Genomic DNA, 25,770 nt, shown 5'->3' with positions numbered 1-25,770 from the left:
CTTGGAGACACCCATGAAATATACCGATCTCTACATCAACGGCACATGGACAAAGGGAACCTCGGGCGAGCGTTTCGATGTTATCAACCCCGCCACCGAAGAGGTTCTTGCCTCTGTCGCCTCCGCTGATATTGCCGATGCAGATGCGGCACTGGACGCTGCCGAAGCCGCAATGAAAGACTGGGCCGCACGCACGCCGCGCCAGCGCTCCGAAGTCTTGCGCAAGGCGTGGGAACTGATGACCTCACGGCTTGACGAATTTGCCCATATGATGACGCTCGAAAACGGCAAAGCCAGCGCAGATGCGATGGGCGAGGCGACTTATGCCGCCGAATTTTTCCGCTGGTTTGCCGAAGAGGCCGTGCGCGCCGACGGGATGATCACCCATGCCCCGTCTTCGGGTGCGCGTATTGTGGTGCAACACAAACCGGCGGGCCTGGCGGTGCTGGTCACGCCTTGGAATTACCCCGCCGCGATGGGCACTCGTAAAATTGCGCCCGCGCTTGCCGCAGGCTGCGGCGTGATTATCAAACCCGCATCTGAAACCCCGCTGACCATGTTGGCGTTGATGCCGCTTCTTGAAGAGGCCGGGGTTCCTGCAGGCCTCGTCAACGTCCTGCCAAGCCGCAAGACCGGATCATTGGTCGACCATATGCTGCACGATCCGCGTGTGCGCGTGGTCAGCTTTACCGGCTCTACGGGTGTCGGTCAGAAGCTCTTGAAAAGTGCTTCCGATCAAGTTCTCAAGCCCGCAATGGAACTGGGCGGCAACGCCCCTGTTGTCGTTCTTGAAGACGCCGACATGGAAACAGCCATCGAAGGCACGATGCTGGCCAAGATGCGCAACCTTGGCGAAGCCTGCACCGCCGCCAACCGCATCTATGTGCATGAGAGCATCGCAGATGAGTTCACCAAGCAACTGAGCGCACGCATGTCCGCGCTCAAGGTTGGCGATGGCACGGACCCAAGCGTCGATGTCGGTCCGCTTGTGAATGCTGATACGCGCGACAAGGTTGCAGAATTTGTCGCAGATGCCGTGGCAAAAGGCGCGAAGATCGAATGTGGTGGCACCCCGCCCGAAGGCAAGGGTTTTTACTATCCGCCAACAGTCCTGTCGAACGTGTCCGAAGATGCAGACTGCGTGCGCGACGAAATTTTCGGCCCGGTCGCGGCAATCCAGACCTTCAAGGATCAAGAAGAGGTCATCGCGCGAGCCAATGACACCGAATACGGCCTTGTCGCCTATGTCTTTTCCGAGGATTTCAAACGCGCCCTTCAGGTCTGCGAACGCCTTGAATACGGCATGGTCGGCCTGAACCGTGGTCTTGTGTCCGACCCCGCAGCCCCTTTTGGCGGGGTCAAACAATCGGGCCTTGGCCGCGAAGGCGGGCACGAAGGCATGCTTGAATTTATGGAAACACAATACATTTCGGCCAGTTGGTAAGGGGACAGGTATGAGCGACATTATCGCACCACCTTCGGTTCGCGCCCTCGCGCGCCAAAAAGGCATTGATCTTGAAAAACTTGCCAAGGATCTCGGCCGCACATCCATCGCGCGCGAGGATCTGGAGGGTGGGAAGCCCGCCGCAGGACCTGCGGGCGACACCTCATATTGGGACGTGGATCACAGCCAGTTCGGCCCCGTCACCGAAGAACCGATGAGCCGCTTTGCGCAGGTGGCTGCCGCCAATCTGGGGGCCGCCAACGCGCTGATCCCGCAGGTCACACATCATGATCGCGCCGATGTCACGGCCATCGAGGCGCTGCGCAAAGAATTGAAAAACGAAGCCCAAGCGCGTGGTGTCAAGCTGACTGCACTTGCGTTTCAGGCCAAGGCGCTGGCGCGGGCTTTGCGTGAATTTCCACGGTTCAATGCGTCGCTTTCGCCTGATGGCAAATCGCTGACGCTCAAGGACTACGTTCACATCGGCATTGCAGTGGACACGGCGCATGGCCTGATGGTTCCCGTTCTGCGCGACGTTGACCGTAAAGGGCTTTGGCAGATTGCAGCAGACATCGCCGATCTCGCGTCCCGTGCGCAAACCCGCAAAATCGGGCCGGATGAAATGGGCGGTGCGTCGATGACGATCACCAATTTGGGCGGTATCGGCGGCATCGGCTTTACGCCAATCGTCAATCCACCCGAGGTCGCCATTTTGGGCATCACCCGCACCGAAACCATCACGGTCTGGGAGGGCGACATGCCGCGCCCTGTGCCGATGGTTCCGTTTGATCTGAGTTACGATCACCGTGTCATCAACGGTGCTGATGCGGCACGTTTCGTCACCTACCTAGCCGGATTGATCGCTGATCCGCGCCGGATCATGATCTGAGGGGGCTGCAGATGTCTGACAACCACGCCGATCTTATTGTTTTGGGCGCGGGTCCGGGCGGTTACGCCTGCGCCTTTCGCGCCGCTGATTTGGGCCGCAATGTCGTTATGGTCGATCCACGTGCCACACTTGGCGGGGTCTGTCTGAACGTCGGCTGCATCCCGTCAAAGGCCCTTTTACACGCCGCCGAAGTGATCCGCGGGGCCCGTCACGGGGACGATTGGGGGATTTCAACCGGCAAAGTCTCGGTCGATCTGGACAAATTGCGCGCTAAGAAAGACGACATTGTCGCTCAGTTGACAACGGGCCTTGTCGGCCTTGCCAAGCGGCGCAAGGTGCAGACCATTCGGGGAACGGCCCGGTTTGACGGTGAAAACAGCTTGGATATCGACGGCGACATCTGGACCTTCGATCAAGTGGTGATCGCGGTCGGCTCTGCGCCTGTGCGCCTACCGGGCTGGCCCGAAGATGATCGCATCTGGGATTCCACCGATGCGCTTGAATTGCGTGAGGTGCCAAAAAACCTCGCGATTGTGGGTGGCGGAATTATCGGGCTGGAAATGGCCACGGTCTATGCAGCACTTGGCAGCACGGTGACTGTCATAGAATTTATGGACCAGATTGCCCCCGGCGCTGATGCCGAGGCTGTGGCGATCCTGCGGGCCGCGCTTGAGGCCGAGGGTGTCACGATCCACACCGGCACCAAAGTGACCGAGGTCAAAGCCACCAAAACCGCCCTGACGCTGAGCTGCGAAGGTGGATTTGAGGGCACCATCAAAGCGGATGTTGTCATTCAGGCTGTCGGTCGCTACTCGAACGGGAACCTCGTCGACCCAAAGACCGCAGGTATCGAGATTGACGACCGAGGCGTTATCAATGTGGATGCTTCCTGCCGCACGAATGTCGCAGGAATTTTCGCCATTGGTGACGTCACCGGCAACCCGATGCTGGCACACCGCGCCACCCATCAAGGCCATGTCGCCGCAGAAGTCGCCTCGGGCCATGCCGCTGCATTGGATACCGATCTCATCCCGTCGGTCGCCTATACCAGCCCCGAGCTTGCTTGGGCTGGCTTGACACAGGCGCAGGCAAAAGATCAGGGCATTCCGCACAAGGTTGCCAGTTTTCCCTGGGCCGCGAGCGGACGGAACCTTGCGTCGAGCGGTGGCGATGGGCTGACCAAGCTGGTCTATTGCCCTGAAACCCATCGTCTGCTTGGCGCGACTATCGTGGGCCGCAACGCTGGTGAGCTTTTGGCAGAATGCGTGCTTGCAATGGAAATGGGCGCAACACTCGAAGACGTTTCACTCTCGGTACATGCGCACCCGACACTTTCAGAAACCGTGGGCTTTGCGGCGGAACGCGCCCTCGGCACGCTGACCGATCTGTGACCTTGCCCGGCCTCTCTATCGACCTCGGCGGACAGACAGCGCTCGTTACTGGAGCAAGCCGCGGCATTGGCCTTGCCATCGCCCGCGTGCTTGCCCTATGCGGTGCGGATGTGATCGGCGTCGGTACTACGATCTCGCAAAACGCTGAAACCCTTGCAGTGGACTTCGAAGATCTTCGAGGATCTTTTAGGCCGGTCGACTGCGATCTGTCTGATCGTGATGCCATTGCGGCGATGTTGGCAGAAATCGATGCAAATGGCGCTGTGATCAATATCCTCGTAAACAATGCCGGCATCATCCGGCGCGATGAGGCCGCCAGCCATAGCACTGACGATTGGGACGCGGTCATGGCCGTCAACCTCGACGCTGTTTTTCTTCTCAGCCGTGCGCTCGGTTCGAAGATGCTGGAACGCGGTCATGGCAAAATCATCAACATTGCCTCAGTGCTGTCATTTCAGGGCGGTGTTCTCGTGCCCGGTTATGCCGCCGCAAAAGGGGCCGTCGCTCAACTCACGCGCGCGCTGGCCAATGAATGGGCCGGGCATGGCGTCAACGTTAATGCAATTGCCCCAGGTTATGTGGCAACTGACAACACATCTGCTTTGCGACAAGACGTTACCCGCAGCGAAAGTTTGATAGCTCGCATTCCAGCGTCACGATGGGGAAAGACAGAGGAGATCGCCTGGCCAGTTGCATTTCTCGCCAGTGATCTTGCCGAATTCGTCCATGGAGCCGTATTGCCTGTCGATGGTGGGTGGCTAGCGCGCTAATAAGGCTAGAGTCCTTGAAGATGGTATAAAGGCCCAATGGTTAATGGAATCATGATCAACTCTTCGGTTACCCAATTAGAAGCTTCATTGAGGGTCCTCTTCTGATGATAAATCCGATAGTCACATTCGTTGTCTTCCTCTTCATCGGATGGTCAATTTTGTTGCTTGATAGATCACGTTTTTTGGGCACGGTTTCTATCCCCATTACGCCTGCGCGCATCCTAGCAATTGCGCTTGTTGCAGCAGGCGTGACGATCTTCTTTATGGTGGATTGAAGATCAAAGCTTGGTCAGACACCTCCAACAGTGTCGGTTCTTTACGAATGCGAGGAGCCTCAAAGTGAAAACACTTTCGAAACTCCTTTATTTCCATAGCAAAAAGGTAACATTAGACGGGCTTTGCATTCAGTAGCTGGCCTGCTCGAAGCCGTTAAGCCCTCTATAGTCACACAAGTCATCGCTGGTTCGAGGATTGGGCCAATCCCTGCACCCCGAACGGCTGGTTTGGTGAAATTTGCTGCGCTGCAAAACGCATCCCGCTGCAACTACGAACAAATGCTGCGTCAGCAACATGCCCAAACTCCAACGTCGGGAAAGTCCGCAGTGGCGACCTTCGCCGCCATGATTGTGAGTGGCCGCTCTTGCGTCGACGCAGCCCGTCCTAACTACCACTCCTCAGGATTTTCAAAACGCGCGCATAATTTTCGCTGACCTCCCGTGCTTGCTCAAACACCTCCCGTCGCTCCTGGTCCTGGCACCGGAAGTACTGCTCGACATCGCGAAAGTATGCCTCTGCGTCGCGCCTCAACAGGTCAGCATACGCCCCAACATCAACGGCATCGGTCGGGATTAAGGGTGCTACTGGAGGTAAACAAGTCCCCGCGACTGAGACAGTTCCCCAACTCAAAATGGCCAGAATTACCCGTGCTTGTTTCAAAATCACCATATTATCTTGGCTCAGCCACTCCGTTGCAGTAAGTTCGCCTCAACGCATAAAGAGCGCATCAATTCAAAATACAGCTCTTGATTGCAAAGTTATAATATTGTATCGGTTCGGTAGTCCATGAGGGACTGCCGGGCCAATGCACAATTCTGCAAGGCTCGGTCCTATGAATTTGATGCAAGACGCCCCCAATGTTGTCAGCGAAGATGGGCTGCGCACGCTGCTTGCCGAAGGACATTCGGCTGATGTTGTGTGCCGGGTTACGCCCAAACGTACAGGTGCTCAGTGGTCCGGGATTTGGACCGTGCATTGCGTCTCACCAGATGGCGAGACGCGTCGCCTGCTCGTTACCGCGCGCAACAATATGGCCGCCCGAGAATTCAAGACAATCAACGGCTTATCCAGCTTCCTTGCTGGGCTTGGCGCTTCGATCATTTCTATCCCCATGTTTGAGGGCAAAGTCTCCTCGCATAAGCTGGACGATACCACCTAAGCCACTTGTTGTCCTAGCTGCGCTCCTCGCCGCGCCTGCTTACTCTGAAGGTTTTGTGCTTTCCATGAGGGCCGATGGTCAGCTGGAGACAAAAGCGCCTCAGTCCGGTTTTGCGCAAAGCTATGTCGATGGGATCGGCGCGAACCCACCCGAACTGATCGTTTTCGCAGCACCTGAGCCTGAAGTGCCGCGATCTGCACCCGCTCCGGCACTCCCTCGCCCTGAAATCCTCGACGCCCTTGAAAGTACCGCGCATCGCTATGGCGGGCACCCGGCGTTGCGCCGCGCCGGTCTGTCCGTGACGGAATGGCAGGCACTCTTTCAAGCCAATATTGAGATTGAAAGCGCCTATCGCCCGAATGCGCGCAGCTCCGCAGGTGCGATTGGGCTTGGGCAGTTAATGCCAGCTACAGCCGCACAGCTTGGTGTGGATCCGCACGACTGGCAGGCCAACCTCGACGGCTCTGCACGCTACCTTCTGATGATGTTGGCGCAGTTCGGCACGCCCGAACTCGCGCTTGCTGCCTACAACGCGGGGCCCGACGCGGTCACGCGCTACGGCGGCATCCCTCCCTACCGCGAAACCCAAAATCACGTGCGCCGCGTCATGGCCGTGCGTGACCGACTAACTGGAGCCTCCTGATGCACATACAATTCCGCACGATCCTGTCGCTGGCTCTGGCCAGTTTGATGATTGCCAACCCCGCCCTTGCACAGAGCATCGACCTCTCGCCGGTGCAGAACCTGTTGCAAGGCATCGTCGACACGATCACCGGCCCCTTGGGCATTGTGATTGGCACCTTGGCCTTGATCGGCGTGTTCCTCTCCTGGCTCTTTGGCATCCTCGACTTCCGGCAAGCCCTCTGGGTGCTGGTTGCCATTGCAGGCATCGCGGCTGCGCCGACCATCGTGACCGCCATCTGGGGCGCGTAGATCCGGCATGGCAACGCAAACCCGCCTATTCCTGGGCCTGATCCGGCCGCCAAAGCTCATCGGCTTGCCGATCATGTATGCCATGGTCTGGCTCTTCGGGTTTGTGTTGCTGTTTCTATGGGTTCAGACTTGGCCGGTGATCATCATCGCCGCTCTGGCCTATCCCGCGCTGTGGAAAGCGGCAGATTGGGATCCGGCCTTTCTTGAGGTGATGGTCACTTCGTTGCAGGAAACCCCGCCCACCCCGAACCGCAAGATCCATTCGGGGGACAGCTAGGATCCTGCCCCCTCCGGCATCAGACCCAAGTGGGGTAGATTCCGGCTGGGAGCAGAATGACGCCCTAAACACCGATCACGCGCTTTTCGTAGTCACCAATTTCCCGTTGGACCGACGTAGCGGTAGAGGCATGTTGTGGTAGGCTTCCTGGAGTGAGATTCGAATTTGTCAGAATATTGTGCGCGGAATTTTCACGTCCCAGTCGCGAGCGAAAATCTGTATATCATCTTCAAACGCCATTATCCGGCCTTTGAGGATGAAGTTGGTCGCGTCGCACGTTGTGACCAATTCACTTTGGGTTCGCACATTCCAGCCGTCGCGGGCAAAACTGAAGCCTGCCTTATATTCGATGCAGGCCGACAGCGGATCGCCTTCGACAATCGAGTATTTTTGTGAATTGCTGGAGCCATAGGTTAAATCGGTCTCTTCGAACCAAATCTCGTCGCCCGCAAACTGAACGTCCATAACGATTTGACCTGTCTCAACATCTTGGCTGATGTGGCGCGATCCCGTGGATGGCTTGATGTTCTCGTGCGCAGGTGGATCAGCGGACACCGCTGGGCCGAAGGGGTCCCCAATTTCCCCACCAGCATTGCTATCCCTAACCGGCAGTTCCAAAGAGCAACCCGCCAGTTCAACATCAAGCACCGCCCGTTCAGCCACGGGCCAGGCCATCGGCCACAGCTGAGTGGACAAGGCCAGTCGCAATCTGTGCCCCGGCTTCATGGACCAACCGGTGTCATTAAGCCGGACAGTAACGTCCATGCTTTCGCCCGGGGTGACTTCGGCCAGAACTTCACGGCCATTGCGCTGTTTTAGGTTCAGAATGCCATAGCTGATCAATGTCGAGGCACCGTCAGGTGCCACATCGCAAATCCGCGCAGCAATCAGGCCGCAAGAGCAATCGCTCGACAGGCGCAGGTGCACTTTGGTTGTTCCCAACAGATCAAGCGGCTGCGACAATGGTTCACTGTCAAAACAGACCGAGCGTCCATCATCCCCCCTTTGATCTTGCGGGAGCTCCGCGATCCCAGAAATCGGCATATATTCCCCGGACTTCAGGCCAAGGGCGACTGGCGAGCAGATGCTAACACTACCCGCACCGCCAGATGATCCTTCTAACAATACACCAGGCCTAAGGTCATACCGGCAGTTCGTGACATTTTGCGTAGGCCAGCCCGGCTCGCCTACCCATCGGCCCTGTCGATCGGTAGGGTTGGGGTCAGGCGCGTGGCTGTCTTGCAGATAGGCCAGAAAGGCCGGAGCATCCATAACGCCGTTCTCTTTGCCCTTCAGCCAATGATCCCACCATTCCAGCGCCAACTGAAGATATCCAGCCAACGGTCCGGGTCCGCCAAGGTTGGGATACACATGACCCCAAGGCCCTGATACCGCGCGGCACGGTGCATCTATGTTCTCAAGTAAGCGGATCATGGTGTTGGGCCAGCAATCGTTCCAACCGCTTACCCCGAGTACCGGCACTTTGATCTTGTCATACGCCTCGCAGACAGATCCCTGTTTCCACGTTTCATCGCGTAGCTGATGCGTCAGCCACTTTTCCGCGAACATTGGCGTGCTTTCCAAACGCTTCATCCACATGTCGCGCCAGCCATCGCCCACGACGGCCGGATCGGGTGGCCTGATGCAATACCCGAACATGATGCCGCCCCAGCCGAGACCTTGCCCCGCGTAACCACCCACCAAATACCCGGCATCATCGTAATAACGATCCACAGATGCGCCCACTGGTATGATGGCCCTCAACGCGGGGGGCTGTTTAACTGCGGTCTGCAAGCTGGCGATGCCGCCCCAGGAAAGCCCCATCATGCCGACGTTCCCATCGCACCACGGCTGTTTGGACAACCAATCGATCACTTCGACCGTATCTTGTTGTTCCTGTGGCGAGTATTCATCCAGCATGACTCCTTCAGAATCACCGTGGCCACGCATGTCGGGGCGAATACAGGCATACCCTCGTGCCGCAAACCATGCGTGATTGCGGTGATCCCGCATCGCAAGAGAGTCCCGCTTACGATAAGGGACAATTTCCAGAACTGCCGGAGCTGGCTCCTCGCTAGCGTTCACAGGCAACCACATCTTGGCAGACAGACGCGTGCCATCGGACATCGTAATCCAGATATGTTCGATGATCTCAATCTCGTTCAATGGTGGCGAGACAATGTGGCCAAGGTCATCATTTGGTGTCAGCATTCTTAGTCTTTCTTAAGTTGGGCGAGCCCATGATAATACGGTATTGAATTGTTAAGGATGCGCCTAACTAAGCGCGCGCGGCGTCAGACAGCGAATGCCGTGGCCTTGGTCAACCTCCCATTGCGGCACCTGCATACATACCTCGCTGGCCACTGGGCACCGCTCACGAAATTCGCACCCTGTAGGGCGGCGGATCAGGCTGGGAGGCTCACCTTTAAGGGCGATGCGTTCCAGCCGGGCATCGGGATCAGGTTCGGGATTCGCACTAAGCAAGCAGTGAGTATAGGGGTGGCGAGGCTCGCTGAAGACGGCTTCAGAGCTGCCTTCTTCGACCAGACGTCCAAGATAAAGGATACCCATACGGTCAGCCACATGACGCACAACGTTCAAGTTGTGGGTAATGATCACCATCGACAAGCCCAGGCGTTCACGCAAATCGTTAAGCAGATTGAGAAGCTCCCCCTGAACTGAAACATCCAGTCCAGCGGTTGGTTCATCCGCAAGGATAAGTTTCGGCTCCAACGCAAGAGCGCGGGCGACACCGACGCGACGCGCTTGCCCGCCTGACAACTGATAGGGGTAGCGGTCGGTGAAATGCGCAGGCAGATTGACCAGCTCCAGCAGACGTTTTGCCTCGGCGTTCAGATCCCGATTTTTCATCCCCTGAATGCGGTAGGGTTCCGTGATCAGATTGCCGATAGTCAGGCGGGGCGACAAGCTGCCGACCGGGTCCTGAAACATCATTGCGATATCTTTGCGCAGAGGGCGCATCACCCGTTCCGATACACCGCGAATTTCACGGCCGTCAAATTTGACTGACCCGCCTTGTGCCGGGGCCAGCCCGGCAATGGCGCGGATCACGGTTGTTTTGCCTGACCCGCTTTCACCAACCATGGCATAGGTTTCGCCAGCCTCAACTTTAAAGCTCACTCCAGCAAGTACATTGACCGCGCCATAGCTGGTTTGCAGGTCTTTGACTTCCAGTATCGGGCTCATGTTGCGGTCTCCAACTGGTTCAGCCAGCAGGCGGCGCGATGATCCCTGCCAACGTCGACAAGCGGTGGGACATCGCTGCAGCGCGCCATCGCCTGATCACAGCGGTCTTGGAAAATGCAGCCACCAGGCAGATTGGCCAGATCGGGCACCTCACCAGGGATGGTTGGCAAGACGCGGGCACGGGTCTTTATGTGGCCGGGGTCACATTCGATCAGGCGGCGGGTGTAGGGGTGTTTCGGGTCATGAAAAATCTCGCGCACGGTGCCACTTTCCACGACCGCGCCGGCATACATCACCACAACGCGATCACACAGTTCGGCGATCACCCCCAGATGGTGCGAGATGAACAGGATCGCGCAGCCAAAGTCGCGCTGCAGATCTTTCAACCGTTCGATGATCTGCACTTCAAGCGTGGCATCTAGGGCCGTTGTCGGCTCATCCGCGATCAAGAGATCGGGTTCAGACATAAGCGCCATGGCAATCGCGATCCGCTGGCGCATACCGCCTGAAAACTCATGCGGTAACTGTTTCAGCCTTTCGTCAGGGTCGGGGATGCCGACAACACCCAGCATCCTTGCCGCATTGGCGAGTTTTTCTGCCTTCGACGCGGATGAGCGGTGCTGGATATCAACCATTTGTTGCCCGATTGATATGACCGGGTTGTGGGTTTGCATCGGGTCCTGAAACACGATTGAAATATCCGAGCCACGCAAGTCGCGTATGGTGCGTTGACTGGCCTGCAAAAGGTCAGCGCCTTTGAAACGAACCTGCCCTTTACGGAACCGTGTGTTTGGCGCAGTCAGGCGCAGGATCGAGGAAATTAATGTAGATTTTCCACAGCCGCTTTCCCCCACTATGCCGACGATTTCGCCCTTGCGGACATCAAAAGTGATATCGCGCAGGGCTTTCAAATTACCATTCGCAGTTTCGTAGTCGACACTAAGACCGTCGAGTTCCAGAAGTGTCTCGGTCATCGGTTCTTCCTCAGTTTTGGGTCAACGACGTCACGCAGGCTTTCGCCAAGGAAAGTAAAGCCCAATGTCGCAAGGATGATCGGCAGGCCCCCACCCACCACCAACCAGGGCATCTGGCGGATCAACGCATAACCATCCTTCAGCAACGAACCCCAACTTGGGGTAGGTGGTTTGACCCCAAGGCCAAGAAAGGAGAGTCCGGCCTCAAGCGCAATTACGGCAGGGATATCCATCGCCGCCAACACAGCAAGAACGCCGATAATATTGGGCAGCATATGCACACCCAAAATACGTATCATTGAGGCCCCCATAGAACGTTCAGCGAGGATGAATTCTGAATTACGTAGGGTCAGTGTCTGGGTTCGGGCCACCCGGCCATAGGTTGGGATTGATGTGGCCATCACCACAAAAACAACAGTTTGCAGGCTGGGGCCAATAAGGGCCACCACGGCAAGGGCGAACATAACCGTCGGGAAGGACCGGATAGTGTCGAACAACAACATCAGAATGGCATCGAGCCATTTAGGCCCATAGCCTGCGATCATGCCCAACGTCAGACCAATGGCCATGGCTCCAAAAACGGCAGGCAGCGCCACCTTAAGCGCCACCTGCCCACCCATGATCACGCGGGAGAAAGTATCGCGACCAAGTTGATCCGTGCCCAGAAAATGGTTGAGAGACGGTCCCTGCAACCGGTCCTGGATATTCATGGCGACAGGGTCATAGGGGACGATCCAGCTGGCCAAAACGGCGCTAAGGACGATCATGCCAACAATAACCAAACCGATCAGTCCAAGAGGGTCTTTGGCGACACCTTTCAAGATGATCATCAATTCCGATTGCGACTTTGTCCCTGGACTTTCGGTAGTGCCTGTCATTTTGCTTGCTCCTACTTCGCGGTTCTTGCGCGCGGATCCAGAAGCGCGTTGATGAGGTCGGCGAGCGCCGTCGACAAAACAAACAGCCCCGTAGAGACAAGAACGCCCCCCATCACAACGGGATAGTTTCGGGTGGTGATGCTATCGATCACCAGTTTACCAAGCCCCGGGCGGGCAAATACTATTTCTGTAAAGACTGCGGCACTCAGCAGAAAACCCATCCCCACACCGATCACTGTCACGACCGGTAGAATGGCAATACGCAGGGCATACACCATCACAATGCGCCGCTCATTCAGGCCAAACGCACGTGCGGTGCGAATATGGTTTTCCCCCATGACTTCGAGCATTGATGCCCGCACTAGTCGCGCTGTGTAGCCAACCCAGCTTAACCCGATCGCAAAACAAGGCAGAACCAGGTGGTACGCACGATCCATGAAACCTTCCCCAACACCAATGGCGGGAAACCACTGTAGTTCCACGGAGAAAACCAACAGTACCAGCAGCGCGACAACAAATGCAGGTGCGGCGACAACGCTGACAGAAATGGCAGCCGTAATGCGATCAAAAATAGTATTCGGATGTGCTGCTGCATAGGCACCCAGAGCTATTCCAAGACCTGCGGACCAGATAATTGCACCGAAAATCAGTTCCAATGTGAACGGCAATTGCTCAAACACGGTGTCGGTAACTGCCCGACCCGAAAAAACATCTATACCCAGATCGCCCTGTAAAAGGCCTTTGTAAAATATCAGCAACTGTTTCCAGATTGGCTGATCCAAAGCCATTTGCGCAATCAGCGATGCCTTAAGCTCTGGTGAAGCTCGAGGCCCCAGCATGATAGATACCGGATCACCCGGCACTGCCCTGATCATCAGGAACATGACTGTGACCGCCACAAGCAGGATAAGCACCGCAAGGGCAAATCTTCGCAAAGCATAGGCAACCATCGCGCACCTCTTCCTCTTTTTCGATTTTCCGCCTGAAACGAGATTTCGGGCTTGAGGCGCGCGTTTTGCCTCATTCAAATTGGTGTCACCCTTCGCGCCAATCTTAGCCGCGAAGGGTTATTTTTTAGGATTTCCCGAAATAGCGAAGCTGGGCTATGCCGTCAGGCCGTAGCGCAGGGATCACGCCCGCTGAATGCACAACCGGGTTCGCCTCATGGGTGATAAAACGGTAAGCACCACTTTCTTCCATCAGATCTTGCGCCCGACGATACATAGTAGCTCGCTTGTCAAAATCTGTTTCCCGAGATGCGTCGATATGGATCTTGTCAAACTCCTCATTGCTGAAACGCTCCCAGTTCCAGATGCCGATTTGATCGGAAACGAACCATGATGTTGCATAGTAAGGGTCTGGCGTCATCGAGTAGCGATTCAGAATCAATTGCAGGTTTTCATTGTCACCTGAGGCCCAGAACGCGCCGGATTCCAAATTGTTGATTTCAACCGTGATTCCGATTTGTGCCAACGTCGCCTGAATAACCTGCGCCATCACCGAATTGGTTGTTTTGTTTAGTATGTCGAGTGTGAGCGTGACGTTGGTCTCCCCGGATTCCGCCAGCAATGCGGCCGCCTTCTCAAAGTTGGCCTCCGGTGGAATCAAGCTGTTTTCACGGTTACCAGGCAGGCCGGGCGCAAGAATACCTGTCGATGCGTCGGCCGCATTGAAATATGCCGCTTGAAGAATTGACGGTACATCAATTGCGTGCTGGATCGCCTGACGCAATTTTATGTTTTGCAGCTTTGGATGATCCAGGTTCATGCCCAACCAGACATAGAACAGCGATGGATATTCGATCAACGAACCACCGTTTGGTACATCTGAACGATAGCGCTCAACAGCCCCCAGAGAGACACGTGTGAAATCCAACTCGCCCGCTTCAAAGGCGATCTCAGCGGTGTTTTCATCGTCAATTGGATAAATCTCAATTGTGTCCCAAGCCGCAGCCTCACCTTTCCAGTCAGGATTGCGTTTGAGTACGGATTTTGATTTCGCGCTCCAGCTGTCCCGCAGATAGGGGCCAGATTCAGCCACTGGATCCGTACCTATCCGCCCTCCGGCGGCTTCAGTTGCTTTCTTGGAGATAATATTGCCAACGATGTAGGGCAAAGCGATCGAGAAGAGCGGCGTAAACGGCTCATTCATAACGATCGTTCCCTCGCGCTCGCCTGTGATCTCAACATGGCTAAGAGGGCCCATGTCGGGTCTGTTTGTTGATGCGATTTCTTCGGAAACAATGCGCTCAAAAGAGAACTTAACATCCTCAGCCGTCATTGCCCCAAAGCCGTTGGTAAATCCGATATCGTCCCTTAGCGCGAATTTCACATGTGTAGGGTCGACTTGTTCGATCATTGTTGCCGCATCCAACTGCCAGTCCCATTCACGGCCCGGTTTGTACTGGATCAGCTTGTTGTAGACACATGAGTGCATTGTTTCGTCGACGAGGCCCACACTGTACGCGGGGTCCATGGACTTCAAATCACCATACGCGCGTACGCGCAGCACGCCGTCATCTGGCGATGCCATTACGTGCGAGCCCATGCCCATTGGCAGCGCAGAAGCCGCGCCAAGAGCGGTTGCCCCCTTCAGAAATGTACGGCGCCCCACCGGTGCCTTTGTCCATTCGATTTTCATATTTTCTTCCCTTAGGTTGGTTTAAGAAGCCCTCTTGGCATGGTTTCAGGTCAATTATTTTCTATGACCACAGGTGTGTTTGGCATCGGTGGCCATCCGAAACGCTCATGTAAAGAACTATTGCTGCACCAAACTTCTGTTTGTAAGTGTGCTAAATTGTGCATACTTATGCTAACTTGAGCGAACTAGGATAAAATAGAACAAGGATTTAACTATGAAAAAGAACTTTTCTCAAAACCTACGCCACATATGTGCAAAGAGTGGTTCGATTTCACATGTCTGCCGTGAAATTGGGATTAACCGGCATCAGTTTGGCAGATATCTCAACGGCGAGAGCTTGCCAGCTGCGCACACCCTGCACAGAATTTCATCTTACTTAAAAGTTGCAGAAAGTGATCTGTTCGAACCCAATGATCAGTTTATTGAAAAACACAAACAACACTTCAAACACATTGACGGAACCCCTGCCGATATTCTGACAACTACATTTTCAGATCAATCAAAACGCTTGCGTCGCTATCTTGGGCATTACCACGTCTACCTCACCACGCCGACCTGGGATGGGCAGATAATGTGTATCCTCACGCATACCTATGAACAGAATGGATATGTTGTCGCCCGAACCCTTCAACGCGCCAAATCGAAAGACGGGAGCATGCGCCAGCGTGCAAGATTCGATGGACTAGCGACGTTTCGTGGCAATCGTATTTACGTTATTGAACGTGAGCCTGACGAAAATGGTAGCATCGCTGAGACAGTGTTGTATCCTGACCATCGCCAACAGGTGAACTACCTGCGCGGGGTAACGCTTGGGGTGGCGTCCAGACCGGGCCTTGCGCCCTTTGTCTCCAAAACAATCTGGAAACGCCTTAGCGAACGGATGTCGGTACGCGAGGCCGTTCAAGCCTGTGGAGTCTACGGATTTCAAGATCGCCGTATTACACCTACAGTACGCGAATTCATGCAATCACCCATCGATACCTTACCCCAGTAGAATCCGTCTCCACAAAGGTACAGAAAGTCCCGTAGGAACTGACTATGAAATGAGTGGGTCAGTATGCTCGTTTCCGAGCTGTTTGATGCGATCTGGCTTGCCGACATCTCAGACCATAAGATCAACCGGGTCAACGACCTACTACACTGGAAATAGCGGCCACAAAAGACTCTGCCGTGTAGCGAACGGCAGGATCGATATCTGGTTTCCCAAACGAAGTTGAATGTCCTGTGTGGATAGCTGCTGCATAGCAAGACATTTTTCGAACTGATTTTAGCACTGGTCAGAAGCAGACGTGTGTCCGGCCTGTTTGCGCGGCACACGTGGCCGCTGGCCCTGATGGTTTCCGCAAACCAAGTCCCAAACCGGTCTACGGACAAGTGATGTCCCTGACATTCGACGGGGTGTCTCGGCTGACGGGCTGACTGTGCTCCATCATTTCAATGGTCTTGCTGTCTCGTGTGTTCTCTTTTCCTCAGTTTAGACCGTTTGCGGTCTGTAGTATTCGTTCCTGGTCAAAACGGCCCAGATTATCCGCGCTGTCTTGTTCGCCATTGCCACAGTGGCAAGACGGATTGGCTTGCGGTCAAGCAACGCTCGGGACCACGGATCAACGCGTTCGGGATGTGTTTTCATCTGCCTCAGTCGAGATGTCATCCCAGTGACCAGCAGTCGTCTGATATATCGATCCCCCATCTTTGTGATGCGTCCAAGTTTCTCCTTGCCACCACTCGATCGGTTGAGCGGTGTCAGCCCCAGCCAGGCGGCAAATTCGCGACCGTTCCTGAACTGACTGGCGTCACCCGCTGTTGCGACAATTGCTGACGCGGTCACTGGACCAACGCCGGGGATCGTGCGCAGCAACATCACGCGCGGGTCCTGCTTGGCCTGAAGCTGCATACGCATCTCGTACCAGCGCACACGCAGGTGCAGAGCAACAAGTTGGTTGCTGAGGTTGTTGAGTACATCAACGGCGATTTCAGGAATACCGGGTTTGTCTCCATCCAGCATATTCTTTGCGAACTTGATCGCGCTACCGATCCCTTGCGCAATCACAATACCGAACTCGCCCAGCAAGCTACGCAGCATATTGCCTAGTTGGGTTCTCTGCCGGACGATCAGATCGCGGGCACGGTGGAGGAAGAGAACGCCCTGCTGCTCTTCTGATTTAATCGCGACAAACCGCATAGTTGGACGCGTCACTGCCTCGCAGATAGCGGCGGCATCAACCGCATCGGATTTGCCCCGTTTCACATAGGGCTTCACATACATGGCTGGGATAAGACGCACATCATGACCCAACTTGCTCAGCTGTCGGGCCCAATAATGACTGGACCCGCAGGCCTCTATGCCAACCAGACAGGGTGGGAGTTTCTCAAAGAATGCAAGCAACTGTGCGCGTCGCAATGCTTGGTTGAAAACAACTTCGCCATTCTCAGTCACTCCGTGAACTTGAAAGATATTATTGGCCAAATCGAGGCCGACTGTTGTAACCTGCATTGGGTAGCTCCTCTCATAAGCAGTTAATAACAACTGCAGTATGGCGCATTGCGACGCCGGTTTGAGCAGGAGCTATCCACACCATCCGGTCTTGGAAAATTCGCTGCCATGCAGAACGCGCAACTCTGCGCGCACGAGCCAAACGAGTTCGGAGAGTCAAGTATTTTGCTGAGCGAGCACGAGTCTCCTCAGCCCGCTCCTCTATTGTTGAACTAGCTCGCGGCGAAAGGTCGGTTTGGAATCAGCCGGGATTGGCGTGATTGAACGACCGGTCTCGGGAAATCTGCTGCGCCGCTGAATTTTTCGCGCTGCCAGGGCGAAGTCTTTCTGCGTAAGCAATGGCGGCATGGGCAAAAGGCGACTCCGTCCCGCTTAGCACTAGTTCCCCCAACTGCCAGTTTAGCACTTGCAGCGAAAGTCCGGTCCGAGGAGTTGCACTGAAGCGACATCGGGTGCTTGTGGAAGTCCAATTGGCAGCGATCCACACCTAACTTCGGGGTCACCCGGGGCGGGCTACCCGCCCCGGCACCGCAGTCATTCGGTGACTGGATCGTCATCGCGGCGCGGGAAGGCGACCATTTCGACGTCGGGGAACATGCTGTGTTTGACGTTGATCGAAGTGATGTTGCCGCGGTCATCGGTGTTGACGAAGAGTACGCCGCAGCGGTCCCAGAAGTTCTTGCCGTCTTTTTCGCCGGATTTGACGTTCAGTTTCAGAGTTTGAGTAGCCATTTTTTGATCCTCACTTTGAGTGTTTCGATGAACATGACCAAAGCTGGCACCAAGGGGCTGTCAGCGAGAAACTTGCTTCGCGAGGAATGCGCTGGCGCAGGGGAATTTTCTTGTTGAAGTGGGGTTTGTCCCGCGTCTGACACGGCTGCCCGCTTATGTTCAGCAATCAGAAACACGCCGTTGAGGATCTGAGTTTGGCCATCAATCTCTGGGCTGGCCCGTCAAAGCTGGCCTGAAACGCTGCAACTACTTTGCTGGGCCTGCAGATTGCGCGCAGTAAATATGATCTACCGACCATAAAACGGAAATATGATCTGCGGATCATACGGCATGAAAGGCAGCCGCCCGACGTCGTATTCCAGCAACAATGGCTTCCGCCAATAGCTGCGGAAACCCATCCGGCAGGTCGGCTAGTGTCTTGTCCAAGGCGGGTTCAAGCTCCGTCGCGACGCCCGACAAGACCTCTTCCGCCAGCGCCACACCAAAACCTGCCACCTTCGCAGCCTGCAGGAAATGACGCGGCACCACCTCGTTGATCCGGTAGTGTCCGTCGACGGCCATCGCGAGGCGCATCCGGTTCTGGCGGATTTGACCGTCATCCACGGCTTTCTGAGCGCTCAGCACATCGTAGAGCGGGGTCATGCGGAACCCGCCAGGGCGCAATGCGATGCTGAAATTCTTAGCGTGCCCGTCTGTCGCCCCTAAAAGCCAAAACAGCACTTGCGCGCGGAAGAACACGCGCTGATCCGCCTCGGGGTCATCACTGCCTGTCAGCAACCCGATCCCTTCGGTGATCCCCGGCCCGCCATCCATTTGATATTTTTGGCTGGGTGGGACTGAGAGCGCCTGACAAAAATCCTCCTGCGGGAGGCGGATCAAGCGGCCATCTTTGGTCCAGCGCCGATCAAACCGCGTCACGACAAGGCTTCGTACGTCTTCGAAGTCAGTAATTTCTACCTCTGCTACATCCAAACCCATGGCGCGACAGAAGCTCATGCAGAAAAACTCGTTCTCAACACTGTCAGACAAATCAATCCCCGCTGGTAAAACACCTAGCTGGGTCTTGAAGATATGGGTCGTAGGAGTGAGCCCCGATGGACGGATCCACGCGCCCTCGTGGCGCAGCAGCGCTGTTTTCTCCTGCGCCCCGGCGATGGAAATGCGGAAGTCGTCTTCCTCATCCAAGCCTAGCGGAGCGCTTGCGAGGTTGCGTAACATATCCGCAATCTGTGCCTCAGATACGGGCTCTCCCTCGAGCACGGCAAACTCTGGAATCTCACCCGAGACGAATTGCAAGGCCCCCACGCAATCGCGCCCGATTTTCTCCAGCATGTGCCACGCGTCCGTGCCGCCCGCACGCACCCGTGCAGCGACGCGCTCTCGTATCGCCTGATTGTCCGGCAGCAGGTTTTCCAAGTAGGCGATAACAGGGCCGCCCTGGTGTGCCTCTTCACGCAAAGGCAGTGACTGCGAGATGGGCATGGCATGTACCCATGCCAACCATTCCGGGTCATATGTAAAGCTGATCGCGCCTGAACCAGCGAGACGCAAAGCCCCCACCGACCGCCCGTTCAGAAGCACTTGCATCGTGCCGCTACGCCCGCGTTTGGCCATCAGAAGATATCCTCAATCTCAAGCGAGCCACCGCGCTCCACCAATCGGAACTCAAGCCCAAGTGCCGCCATGACAGCGAGCACTGTGGCGAGCTTCGCTCCCGCGTCGCCATTCTCGAGCGACGAAATTGTCGCGACGCGCAAATTCGTACGCGCGCTGATATCGCTTTGGGTCCAGCCGCGCGCTTTGCGCGTCCGGCGGAGTGCCTCGCCGATCTGCTCGGCCGTTCGTGCTGTGAGGTCCATGACGTGGCTCCTTTTACGGCACAGCGTAAATCAAAACAAATTACGCTGCAACGTAAATATTCAATTTTTACGCCATAGCGTAACAATCGAGCCGCACTCATGCCTGCAGCCCCGCAGCTCGAACCTGCTCAGGCGTCACCAGCTTCGATGCAATTAAGTCCTCGACCTGCCGGTTGGTGATGTGACGACACAGGGGATGGCGCTCGTGGATCCACTCGGTGAGGCTGGCACGACCTTTGGCTTCGGCCTCTCGTGCCTTCTCGCGGTCCGCCTGTATCTGGGCAAGGCCCTTCTCCCATCGGCGCATCTTGAACCAGTTGTCTGAGAAACAAACCTTGCTGCGCGTGTAGCCGTCACTTTCCTTCGCATAGGCCTTGACCGCCTGCAGCAGATCATCGGGCTTTACCCCGGCTTTCACGGCGGCTGCGATCAAGCGCAGACTGGTTCGCCGGTCTCGGACCCTGTCCTCGGGATAGGCCGCCAGGATCTCCTCAGATTCAAGATCTTCAACCTCCTCCACCGCCTCGCGCCTGCGCGTAGGTGGTTTATGGATGGTTTTAGGATGGTTTGGGGTCCACCGTGAACCCCGTACCCCGTTCACCGTGGACCCGGTACCGGGTTCAGACTGGACGGGGTTCACGGTGACCCCCGTCTCAATGTCGGGCTCAACCGTGGGTTCGAGCGCGGCCACGCGCTCCAGAACGATGCGGTAGATGACGGTGTAGCCGTTCTTGCATTGTCGCCGCCCGGTCTCGATCAAGATGCCTTCGCGTAGGAAGTCGATGATGGTGCGCTTGACCGTGCTCTCACTAAGCTCTGTGTGACGCTGGATGGTCCCCTTCGAGCACCAGATGCCTGAGCCGTCATCGCTCGCCTTGTCGGCCAGGAACATGATGATCTGCTTGCGTGCAGCGCTGCCAAAGCGGCGCTCGGCGCATTCGTTTGCGATGCGCCAACTCATTGGATCACCTCACCGGTCAGAGGCCAGGAAAAAGCCGACTGAGCATTTGCGATACGGCACTGGCCCATGCTAATGTGCAGTGAAAGCTGACAGGCTTTTTCTATTTGGCCCCGGTTCACAGTTGCCGCTGTGACGGGGCCTTTTTCATTTTGAACCGGCGAAATTGGCTTTGAAACTTTCGCTTTTTGTTCACTTTTTGTCAGGGGGTGTTTTGCACCCTTAAGCCGTTGTTTTCGCTTGCGCTCTTTCTGGATTGCAAATCCGTGTACAGGAGTTCGATTCTCCTACTCGCCTCCATATAACATTGCTAAGATGTTGGTATTAAATATTATTTTGGCAATCAATCTATATACGAATTACATCTACCCACCCAAAAAATATTCCACCGACGCTGATCATGACTTCGCCGTCCTGAATATTCACCTGCACTTTCATTGAGCGATTTGCCAGTTCGCCAAGATCACAGGTCTCTTGCTCTAAAAAACTCATAACTCGAAGATTGTCAAAACGGGTGGCGCTGTTTTGATGTTTTCCCACCACGTTTCTGCGGTCCTGCCCCCGTAGCTAAAGACGATCATCTTGCTGGCTTTACCACAAGACTGACGCACAACCTTCTCGCTCGGAAGCCCTAACGCCACCCACAAATCCAGCTCGCCGCTCAGGCTTTTCTGCCAGATGTCTGGCTCATCAACCGTTGAGAGACCTTTGGTCATTTCCAATTGCGCATGGGCTTTCAGGGCAAAAGCAAGGATACGCACAATTAGCCGTTCATCCGTCTCAGAGGGACGTTTTGCTTCAGTCAGTTTGTGGACCTCATAATAGTGGCGGTCCATAAGTGTCCCATCCCCGTGATGCTTGTCATGAACGGCCCAATGCGGACATTGACGCCGGCCGCAGCGAAGGGCAGCTTAGAGCCCAAACTGACCGATGCTGCGGTATGCACATTTCGACAATAAGGGCGGATTGCGGACCTTCGCTGCGCCATGCGTGGAGGTCCGCAATGCGGGACAAAGTGAGCTTTAGCTGCGGTTGTTACAATGGCTGCTTTCGATCTTTTACGGCACTGGCAGATAGAGCGGTTTTGCCAAGAAATTGCTATCCGGCAGCGTTGAGGAAAACTCCGGCGCTAACGCACTACCGCGATCCTCAACTGTGGTAATGACCAATTAGAGGCGACCCATTCCAATAAATAACTGCCGATCTTTGTCCTTGATCGCGCGGCGACCATGCATGACGCGGGTGTTGTCGATCACTGCGACATCCCCGTCCTGCCAATTGATCTCGACCGTGCAAGTCTCTGCAATTTCGCGAAGTTCTTCGATCTCATCGGACGTTACGATGGAGCCGTCGTCCAAGGTATAGACGGGCGGTTCATAGTTGTGCGATGGCCCGAGGATCGCGTTCGCGAAGGCCTGACCGTTGGACAGTGACGATGGACGGACAGGCGAAACCTTGATGCGGTATTCAAGGGATCCATCCTCGTTCAGCGTAAAATCCTGATCAGGGATTGATGCTTTGAATTGCAGGATATGTTCCTGCCTGACCTCTTCAGGTTCACTGATCGCGGGGTGCTCATTGGCGAGGTATCGCTTCCACAATGCCTCGGGCAAAGTTCTTGTGACCGTCATGCGCTGCGACCAACGCTCCTTTTGTGCCTTCGAGAATGCTGCAAACACATCCCGACCATCACAAATTGTTGTCTGGGAGCCCTCGAAAGCGGCCTTTGTGCTGTAGAACGCAACGACGTCAGGGCAAACCGGCGTGTTGCCATTCTCGATATGCAAGCCTATCGGCCCGAGGCCAGCATCCACTTTCTGGGTGTTCTTATCTGTATTCTCCCGAGCAGGATCAAAGGTGATGGTCTTGCACAATTGCGATGTGATGCCGCTGAAGGATGCAATATCCAAATCGAAACCACGCAGCAGCGCCCAACCGTCGCGGTTTAGGTGTTCCTTGACTGCGGATAGTATGGCTGGATTGACGGAGGAAGCCCCTGCCTCAGACGCACGGATAACATTGTAGGTCATGTCTCTTGTCCTGTAGTTTTGAGTTTTTGTTGATTAAGGTTGAATTGACAGTTTCAGCGCCGCCAGGGTTTTGGGATCACGCGCCTGTGCGCCGACTGATTTGTCGACTAGTGACGGGAACAGCCGCTGCACTTTGACAAAGAACCGCTCTTTTCCCTTAGGAAAGCTCTCGCGTTTGCCCTTGAGGATTGCATCCCAAGCCTGTGCGGCAACGACGTCCGCAGTGTCGAGTGTCATCTCCATTGGCTCAATCAATGCAGCAAACGCGCTTTCCGAAGCTGTACGCGTTGCGCGCGGTGCTATGTAGCTAACACCAATGCCTGCGCCCGACAGTTCACGTCGCATTGCGTCCGAGAACCCACGCAGGCCGAATTTGCTGGCCGAGTAACAAGCAAAAAATGGATAGGCGATGTCGCCGAAAACCGACCCTATATTGACTATTCGACCCTTTGATCTGCGCAACGCTGGCAGCAGGTCGCGGGTCAATGCCATCGGCGCGACCAGATTGGTGTTTGTCATCCGCTCCAGATCGGCATCGCCCATGTCGGCAAGATGCCCTACACTCAATACGCCGGCGTTATTAATGAGGATATCGAGCGATCCATCGACCGCGTCAGCGATCAATGCACGCCCTTCCGCCTGCGTCACATCCGCGACGACTCTGCGGGCGGCGCTTGTGCTGCACATCGAAAGAGTTTCTTCCAGCGTGTTTGAGGTGCGTCCGACCAGGATCAGGTCGAACCCTTTTTGCGCAGCCTCAATAGCCAATGCTCTGCCAATGCCGGTTCCTGCTCCCGTGATAAGAACTTTTTTGGTGGTGCTCATGATGCGATGCTTTCTGGTGTGGCGTTCAATGGTTGCGTCGAGCGTGTGTTGATCAAGGACGCCGCCACAGAACGGTTGGGTGTTCCAACGGGGAACAACAGACCGGCCTCAGATGGATCGGTCATGATCAACGCGGTTGGCTGCGCATAGATCGGCAAGTCTGATAGGTAAGTTTCGATCTCGCTGGACGACACCGGTGCCACCGCCACGACGATCAGGGCCAATGCCCCGTCAGATTTGCGAATGCCCAAGGCGGAACTGACAATGCGCGGATCAGCGTTGACGCGCTGTTCTACCCATTCAGGTGAGATATTGCGCCCTGCGCCGGTCACCAAGAGCGCGTCTTTGCGGCCATCAACAACCAGCCTGTCGCCTTCAAAATGGCCGAGATCGCCCGTGTGCCAGACTTCCGGTGCAGGCTCCCCGTTCAAGTATCCCTGCATCACTGTAGGGCCTGAGACGACTATCTCACCGTTCTCAAGAGATACGTTCAGCCCATCCAGTACCGGACCAACTGCGCCGGGGTGGTTGTCTCCGGGTCGGTTCATTGCGACGACGGCACAGCATTCGGACAAGCCGTAGCCTTCATGCACTGGAATTCCGATAACTTGTGCCGCATTGATTAAGGAGGGTGAACTGGACGCGCCACCAACGGCGACAAAGCGAAGGCTGTCAGGCGCGGCTTTGGTTCCAAGTGCATTTACCCAGCGGCCCAATATGGCCGGTGCCAGAAGGCTTGTTGTCGGACGTGTTGTCTCGAAGGCATCAAGAAGAGGTTCAATCGGAGCACCAAACAATGACCTGGTGGCTTCAAATCGGATAACTGTTTTGGCACCCGCTACAATTGGAAGAAAAATACCGCAAATCTGCTCTAAAAGCTGCGCGAGCGGGAGGATAGACAGATGTGTGTCTTTCGCATCAGCAGCAATGACGCGACTTAAAGCGCTGATAGAAGCGTCCAATTGACGATCCCCCAGCACCACGCCTTTGGGATTTCCGGAAGACCCAGAGGTATAGATAATCCGCTCGGCACCGCCAGCGTAAGGACGAAAAGCGCAAGTTTCACTTGGCATGGCGACTGGGTTGATGAGTTTCAGGTGCGGTAAAGCAGAAAACAATTCTGGATTGCTGGTGACGACCGTGCTGACTTTTGCGTCCATCAAGACATGCGCATTCTGGGCCGTGCTGAAAAAGAACGGTAATGGCACTTGCCGCTTCCCGCTGAGTGTCAGCGCCAAATCAGCCACGACATAGTCGATACCACCCGCAAGGCCGATCCCAATGGTCCCTTCCACCGCGTCCAACGTGCGGGCGAGGCTTTCGACACGCATGGCTAGTTTGCTCCAGCTGATCCGACCGATGTCATCTTCAAACGCAATGTCGTTTGAACGGGACTGTGAATGGCGCTTGAGTGCGTCAAAGACCTGCTTCATCAAGAAGCCCCCCTAGCAATTTTCGCGGCACGAGCGCGTGGGGACAAGACAACGGGTTGAGACAAAACCTCGCTGAAAGCGCATACTTTTGGGTCAGTGTCGTAATACGAACCCCACGTCTTGGGGTTTGAAACCTGAGATATGTCTGCTGACGCCAATTCTGCATAGCTCAGCGAGGTTCTTTTCAGTAGACGGCGTAGGGGTGCGGTCGCGGTGAATACCCCACAGGTCATCCCGTTTTCACGGCCCCATTCGATCATTCTGTCCAGCATGGGCAAAACTGGGAAAGGCGTTGTGGAGGCGAGGGAAACAACTTCCATTATTTCCTGCGCGGGAACGTCGATGTGCGCTGCGTGTTGCAGAGCCGTTGATAAATCGGTCTTGAGATAGGTGTCTGAAAAGAAGCCGTCCTTTGCTGTCCGAATACCCGCCGCACAAAGAATTTCTCCGTCTACGCGCTTTGCGACAACCAACAACGGCGCAAACGCAGTTACCTCTGCGCCATAGACATGGCTATAGACCCCCTTAATGTGATCTTGTGCCTCTTTGCGTCCGGGGCAATTCCCACTTAAAAACTCGATCTTCATATCCAACCTCAACG

Annotated in this window: 25 protein-coding genes and 1 pseudogene; 10 read left to right on the top strand and 16 right to left on the bottom strand. The window is 55.5% G+C overall.

Features of this window, described 5'->3' with window-relative positions; all coding sequences use genetic code 11:
* Positions 1-13 precede the first annotated feature (13 nt).
* The 9 genes from C1J03_RS07170 (at position 14) to C1J03_RS07130 (ending at position 7,139) form a co-directional block, all read left to right on the top strand.
* Positions 14-1,444, top strand: coding sequence for an NAD-dependent succinate-semialdehyde dehydrogenase (locus tag C1J03_RS07170; RefSeq protein ID WP_114885070.1), 1,431 nt, complete (start codon positions 14-16; stop codon positions 1,442-1,444).
* 10 nt (positions 1,445-1,454) lie between these two features.
* Entirely contained in the window at positions 1,455-2,333 is an 879-nt protein-coding gene (locus C1J03_RS07165; RefSeq protein ID WP_114885068.1) for a 2-oxo acid dehydrogenase subunit E2, read from the top strand.
* Between the two features lie 11 nt (positions 2,334-2,344).
* Entirely contained in the window at positions 2,345-3,724 is a 1,380-nt protein-coding gene (lpdA, locus tag C1J03_RS25670; RefSeq protein ID WP_114885066.1) for a dihydrolipoyl dehydrogenase, read from the top strand.
* 2 nt (positions 3,725-3,726) lie between these two features.
* Entirely contained in the window at positions 3,727-4,494 is a 768-nt protein-coding gene (locus tag C1J03_RS07155) for an SDR family oxidoreductase (protein WP_174234447.1), read from the top strand.
* 104 nt (positions 4,495-4,598) lie between these two features.
* Positions 4,599-4,769 carry a hypothetical protein gene (locus C1J03_RS25265; RefSeq protein WP_162798468.1) on the top strand — a complete coding sequence of 57 codons (171 nt, stop codon included), beginning with the start codon at positions 4,599-4,601 and terminating at the stop codon, positions 4,767-4,769.
* Between the two features lie 833 nt (positions 4,770-5,602).
* Positions 5,603-5,929, top strand: a complete 327-nt coding sequence (locus C1J03_RS07145; RefSeq protein WP_114885062.1) for a hypothetical protein — start codon at positions 5,603-5,605, stop codon at positions 5,927-5,929.
* A 64-nt stretch (positions 5,930-5,993) separates the two neighbouring features.
* On the top strand, positions 5,994-6,572 hold the full coding sequence (locus tag C1J03_RS07140) for a lytic transglycosylase domain-containing protein (protein ID WP_114885060.1): 579 nt from the start codon (positions 5,994-5,996) through the stop codon (positions 6,570-6,572).
* A complete protein-coding gene (locus C1J03_RS07135; RefSeq protein ID WP_114885057.1) occupies positions 6,572-6,862 on the top strand; it encodes a TrbC/VirB2 family protein in 291 nt (96 codons plus the stop codon). Before C1J03_RS07140 ends, C1J03_RS07135 begins: the two co-directional genes overlap by 1 nt.
* Positions 6,863-6,869: 7 nt before the next feature.
* Positions 6,870-7,139 (top strand): type IV secretion system protein VirB3, encoded by a 270-nt coding sequence (locus tag C1J03_RS07130; RefSeq protein ID WP_114885055.1) that lies wholly within the window; start codon positions 6,870-6,872, stop codon positions 7,137-7,139.
* A gap of 168 nt (positions 7,140-7,307) precedes the next feature.
* Here the strand turns inward: C1J03_RS07130 and C1J03_RS07125 are convergent, their stop codons facing one another.
* The 6 genes from C1J03_RS07125 to C1J03_RS07100 form a co-directional block, all read right to left on the bottom strand.
* Positions 7,308-9,350: a CocE/NonD family hydrolase gene (locus C1J03_RS07125; RefSeq protein WP_114885053.1), complete on the bottom strand. Its 2,043-nt coding sequence runs from the start codon at positions 9,348-9,350 to the stop codon at positions 7,308-7,310.
* Between the two features lie 63 nt (positions 9,351-9,413).
* Positions 9,414-10,346 (bottom strand): oligopeptide/dipeptide ABC transporter ATP-binding protein, encoded by a 933-nt coding sequence (locus tag C1J03_RS07120; RefSeq protein ID WP_114885051.1) that lies wholly within the window; start codon positions 10,344-10,346, stop codon positions 9,414-9,416.
* Positions 10,343-11,320, bottom strand: coding sequence for an ABC transporter ATP-binding protein (locus tag C1J03_RS07115; protein ID WP_114885049.1), 978 nt, complete (start codon positions 11,318-11,320; stop codon positions 10,343-10,345). The genes C1J03_RS07120 and C1J03_RS07115 overlap by 4 nt, the downstream gene beginning before the upstream one ends.
* A complete protein-coding gene (locus tag C1J03_RS07110) occupies positions 11,317-12,198 on the bottom strand; it encodes an ABC transporter permease (protein WP_114885047.1) in 882 nt (293 codons plus the stop codon). Before C1J03_RS07110 ends, C1J03_RS07115 begins: the two co-directional genes overlap by 4 nt.
* A gap of 11 nt (positions 12,199-12,209) precedes the next feature.
* Positions 12,210-13,148: an ABC transporter permease gene (locus tag C1J03_RS07105; RefSeq protein ID WP_114885045.1), complete on the bottom strand. Its 939-nt coding sequence runs from the start codon at positions 13,146-13,148 to the stop codon at positions 12,210-12,212.
* A gap of 124 nt (positions 13,149-13,272) precedes the next feature.
* A complete protein-coding gene (locus C1J03_RS07100) occupies positions 13,273-14,838 on the bottom strand; it encodes an ABC transporter substrate-binding protein (protein WP_114885042.1) in 1,566 nt (521 codons plus the stop codon).
* Positions 14,839-15,052: 214 nt separating this feature from the next.
* Between C1J03_RS07100 and C1J03_RS07095 the strand changes: the two genes are divergently transcribed.
* Positions 15,053-15,832, top strand: a complete 780-nt coding sequence (locus C1J03_RS07095) for a helix-turn-helix transcriptional regulator (RefSeq protein ID WP_114885040.1) — start codon at positions 15,053-15,055, stop codon at positions 15,830-15,832.
* 480 nt (positions 15,833-16,312) lie between these two features.
* Here the strand turns inward: C1J03_RS07095 and C1J03_RS07090 are convergent, their stop codons facing one another.
* The 10 genes and pseudogenes from C1J03_RS07090 to C1J03_RS07045 form a co-directional block, all read right to left on the bottom strand.
* Complete coding sequence (locus tag C1J03_RS07090) at positions 16,313-17,332, bottom strand: IS110 family transposase (protein WP_114885038.1); 1,020 nt, start codon at positions 17,330-17,332, stop codon at positions 16,313-16,315.
* A gap of 534 nt (positions 17,333-17,866) precedes the next feature.
* Positions 17,867-18,064 (bottom strand): hypothetical protein, encoded by a 198-nt coding sequence (locus C1J03_RS25260; protein WP_024096524.1) that lies wholly within the window; start codon positions 18,062-18,064, stop codon positions 17,867-17,869.
* A gap of 321 nt (positions 18,065-18,385) precedes the next feature.
* On the bottom strand, positions 18,386-19,678 hold the full coding sequence (locus tag C1J03_RS07080; protein ID WP_114885035.1) for a type II toxin-antitoxin system HipA family toxin: 1,293 nt from the start codon (positions 19,676-19,678) through the stop codon (positions 18,386-18,388).
* The gene (locus C1J03_RS07075; protein WP_025059995.1) at positions 19,678-19,923 is read right to left on the bottom strand and encodes a helix-turn-helix domain-containing protein; all 246 of its coding nucleotides are present in this window, start codon (positions 19,921-19,923) and stop codon (positions 19,678-19,680) included. Before C1J03_RS07075 ends, C1J03_RS07080 begins: the two co-directional genes overlap by 1 nt.
* Positions 19,924-20,020: 97 nt before the next feature.
* Complete coding sequence (locus C1J03_RS07070) at positions 20,021-20,884, bottom strand: hypothetical protein (RefSeq protein WP_114885033.1); 864 nt, start codon at positions 20,882-20,884, stop codon at positions 20,021-20,023.
* 444 nt (positions 20,885-21,328) lie between these two features.
* Positions 21,329-21,717 (bottom strand): annotated as a pseudogene (locus tag C1J03_RS07065) (YaeQ family protein); the annotation flags it as partial.
* A 333-nt stretch (positions 21,718-22,050) separates the two neighbouring features.
* Positions 22,051-22,911: a TauD/TfdA family dioxygenase gene (locus tag C1J03_RS07060; RefSeq protein WP_114885031.1), complete on the bottom strand. Its 861-nt coding sequence runs from the start codon at positions 22,909-22,911 to the stop codon at positions 22,051-22,053.
* Between the two features lie 33 nt (positions 22,912-22,944).
* The gene (locus C1J03_RS07055; RefSeq protein ID WP_114885029.1) at positions 22,945-23,736 is read right to left on the bottom strand and encodes an SDR family NAD(P)-dependent oxidoreductase; all 792 of its coding nucleotides are present in this window, start codon (positions 23,734-23,736) and stop codon (positions 22,945-22,947) included.
* On the bottom strand, positions 23,733-25,169 hold the full coding sequence (locus C1J03_RS07050) for an AMP-binding protein (RefSeq protein WP_114885027.1): 1,437 nt from the start codon (positions 25,167-25,169) through the stop codon (positions 23,733-23,735). Before C1J03_RS07050 ends, C1J03_RS07055 begins: the two co-directional genes overlap by 4 nt.
* Positions 25,169-25,756, bottom strand: coding sequence for a thermostable hemolysin (locus tag C1J03_RS07045; RefSeq protein ID WP_114885025.1), 588 nt, complete (start codon positions 25,754-25,756; stop codon positions 25,169-25,171). Before C1J03_RS07045 ends, C1J03_RS07050 begins: the two co-directional genes overlap by 1 nt.
* Positions 25,757-25,770 lie beyond the last annotated feature (14 nt).

Origin of the sequence: Sulfitobacter sp. SK012, from assembly GCF_003352085.1 — a bacterium.
Taxonomy (GTDB): domain Bacteria; phylum Pseudomonadota; class Alphaproteobacteria; order Rhodobacterales; family Rhodobacteraceae; genus Sulfitobacter.
The sequence above is the reverse complement of the archived record's forward strand: the minus strand, read 5'-3'. Positions and strand labels throughout refer to the sequence as shown.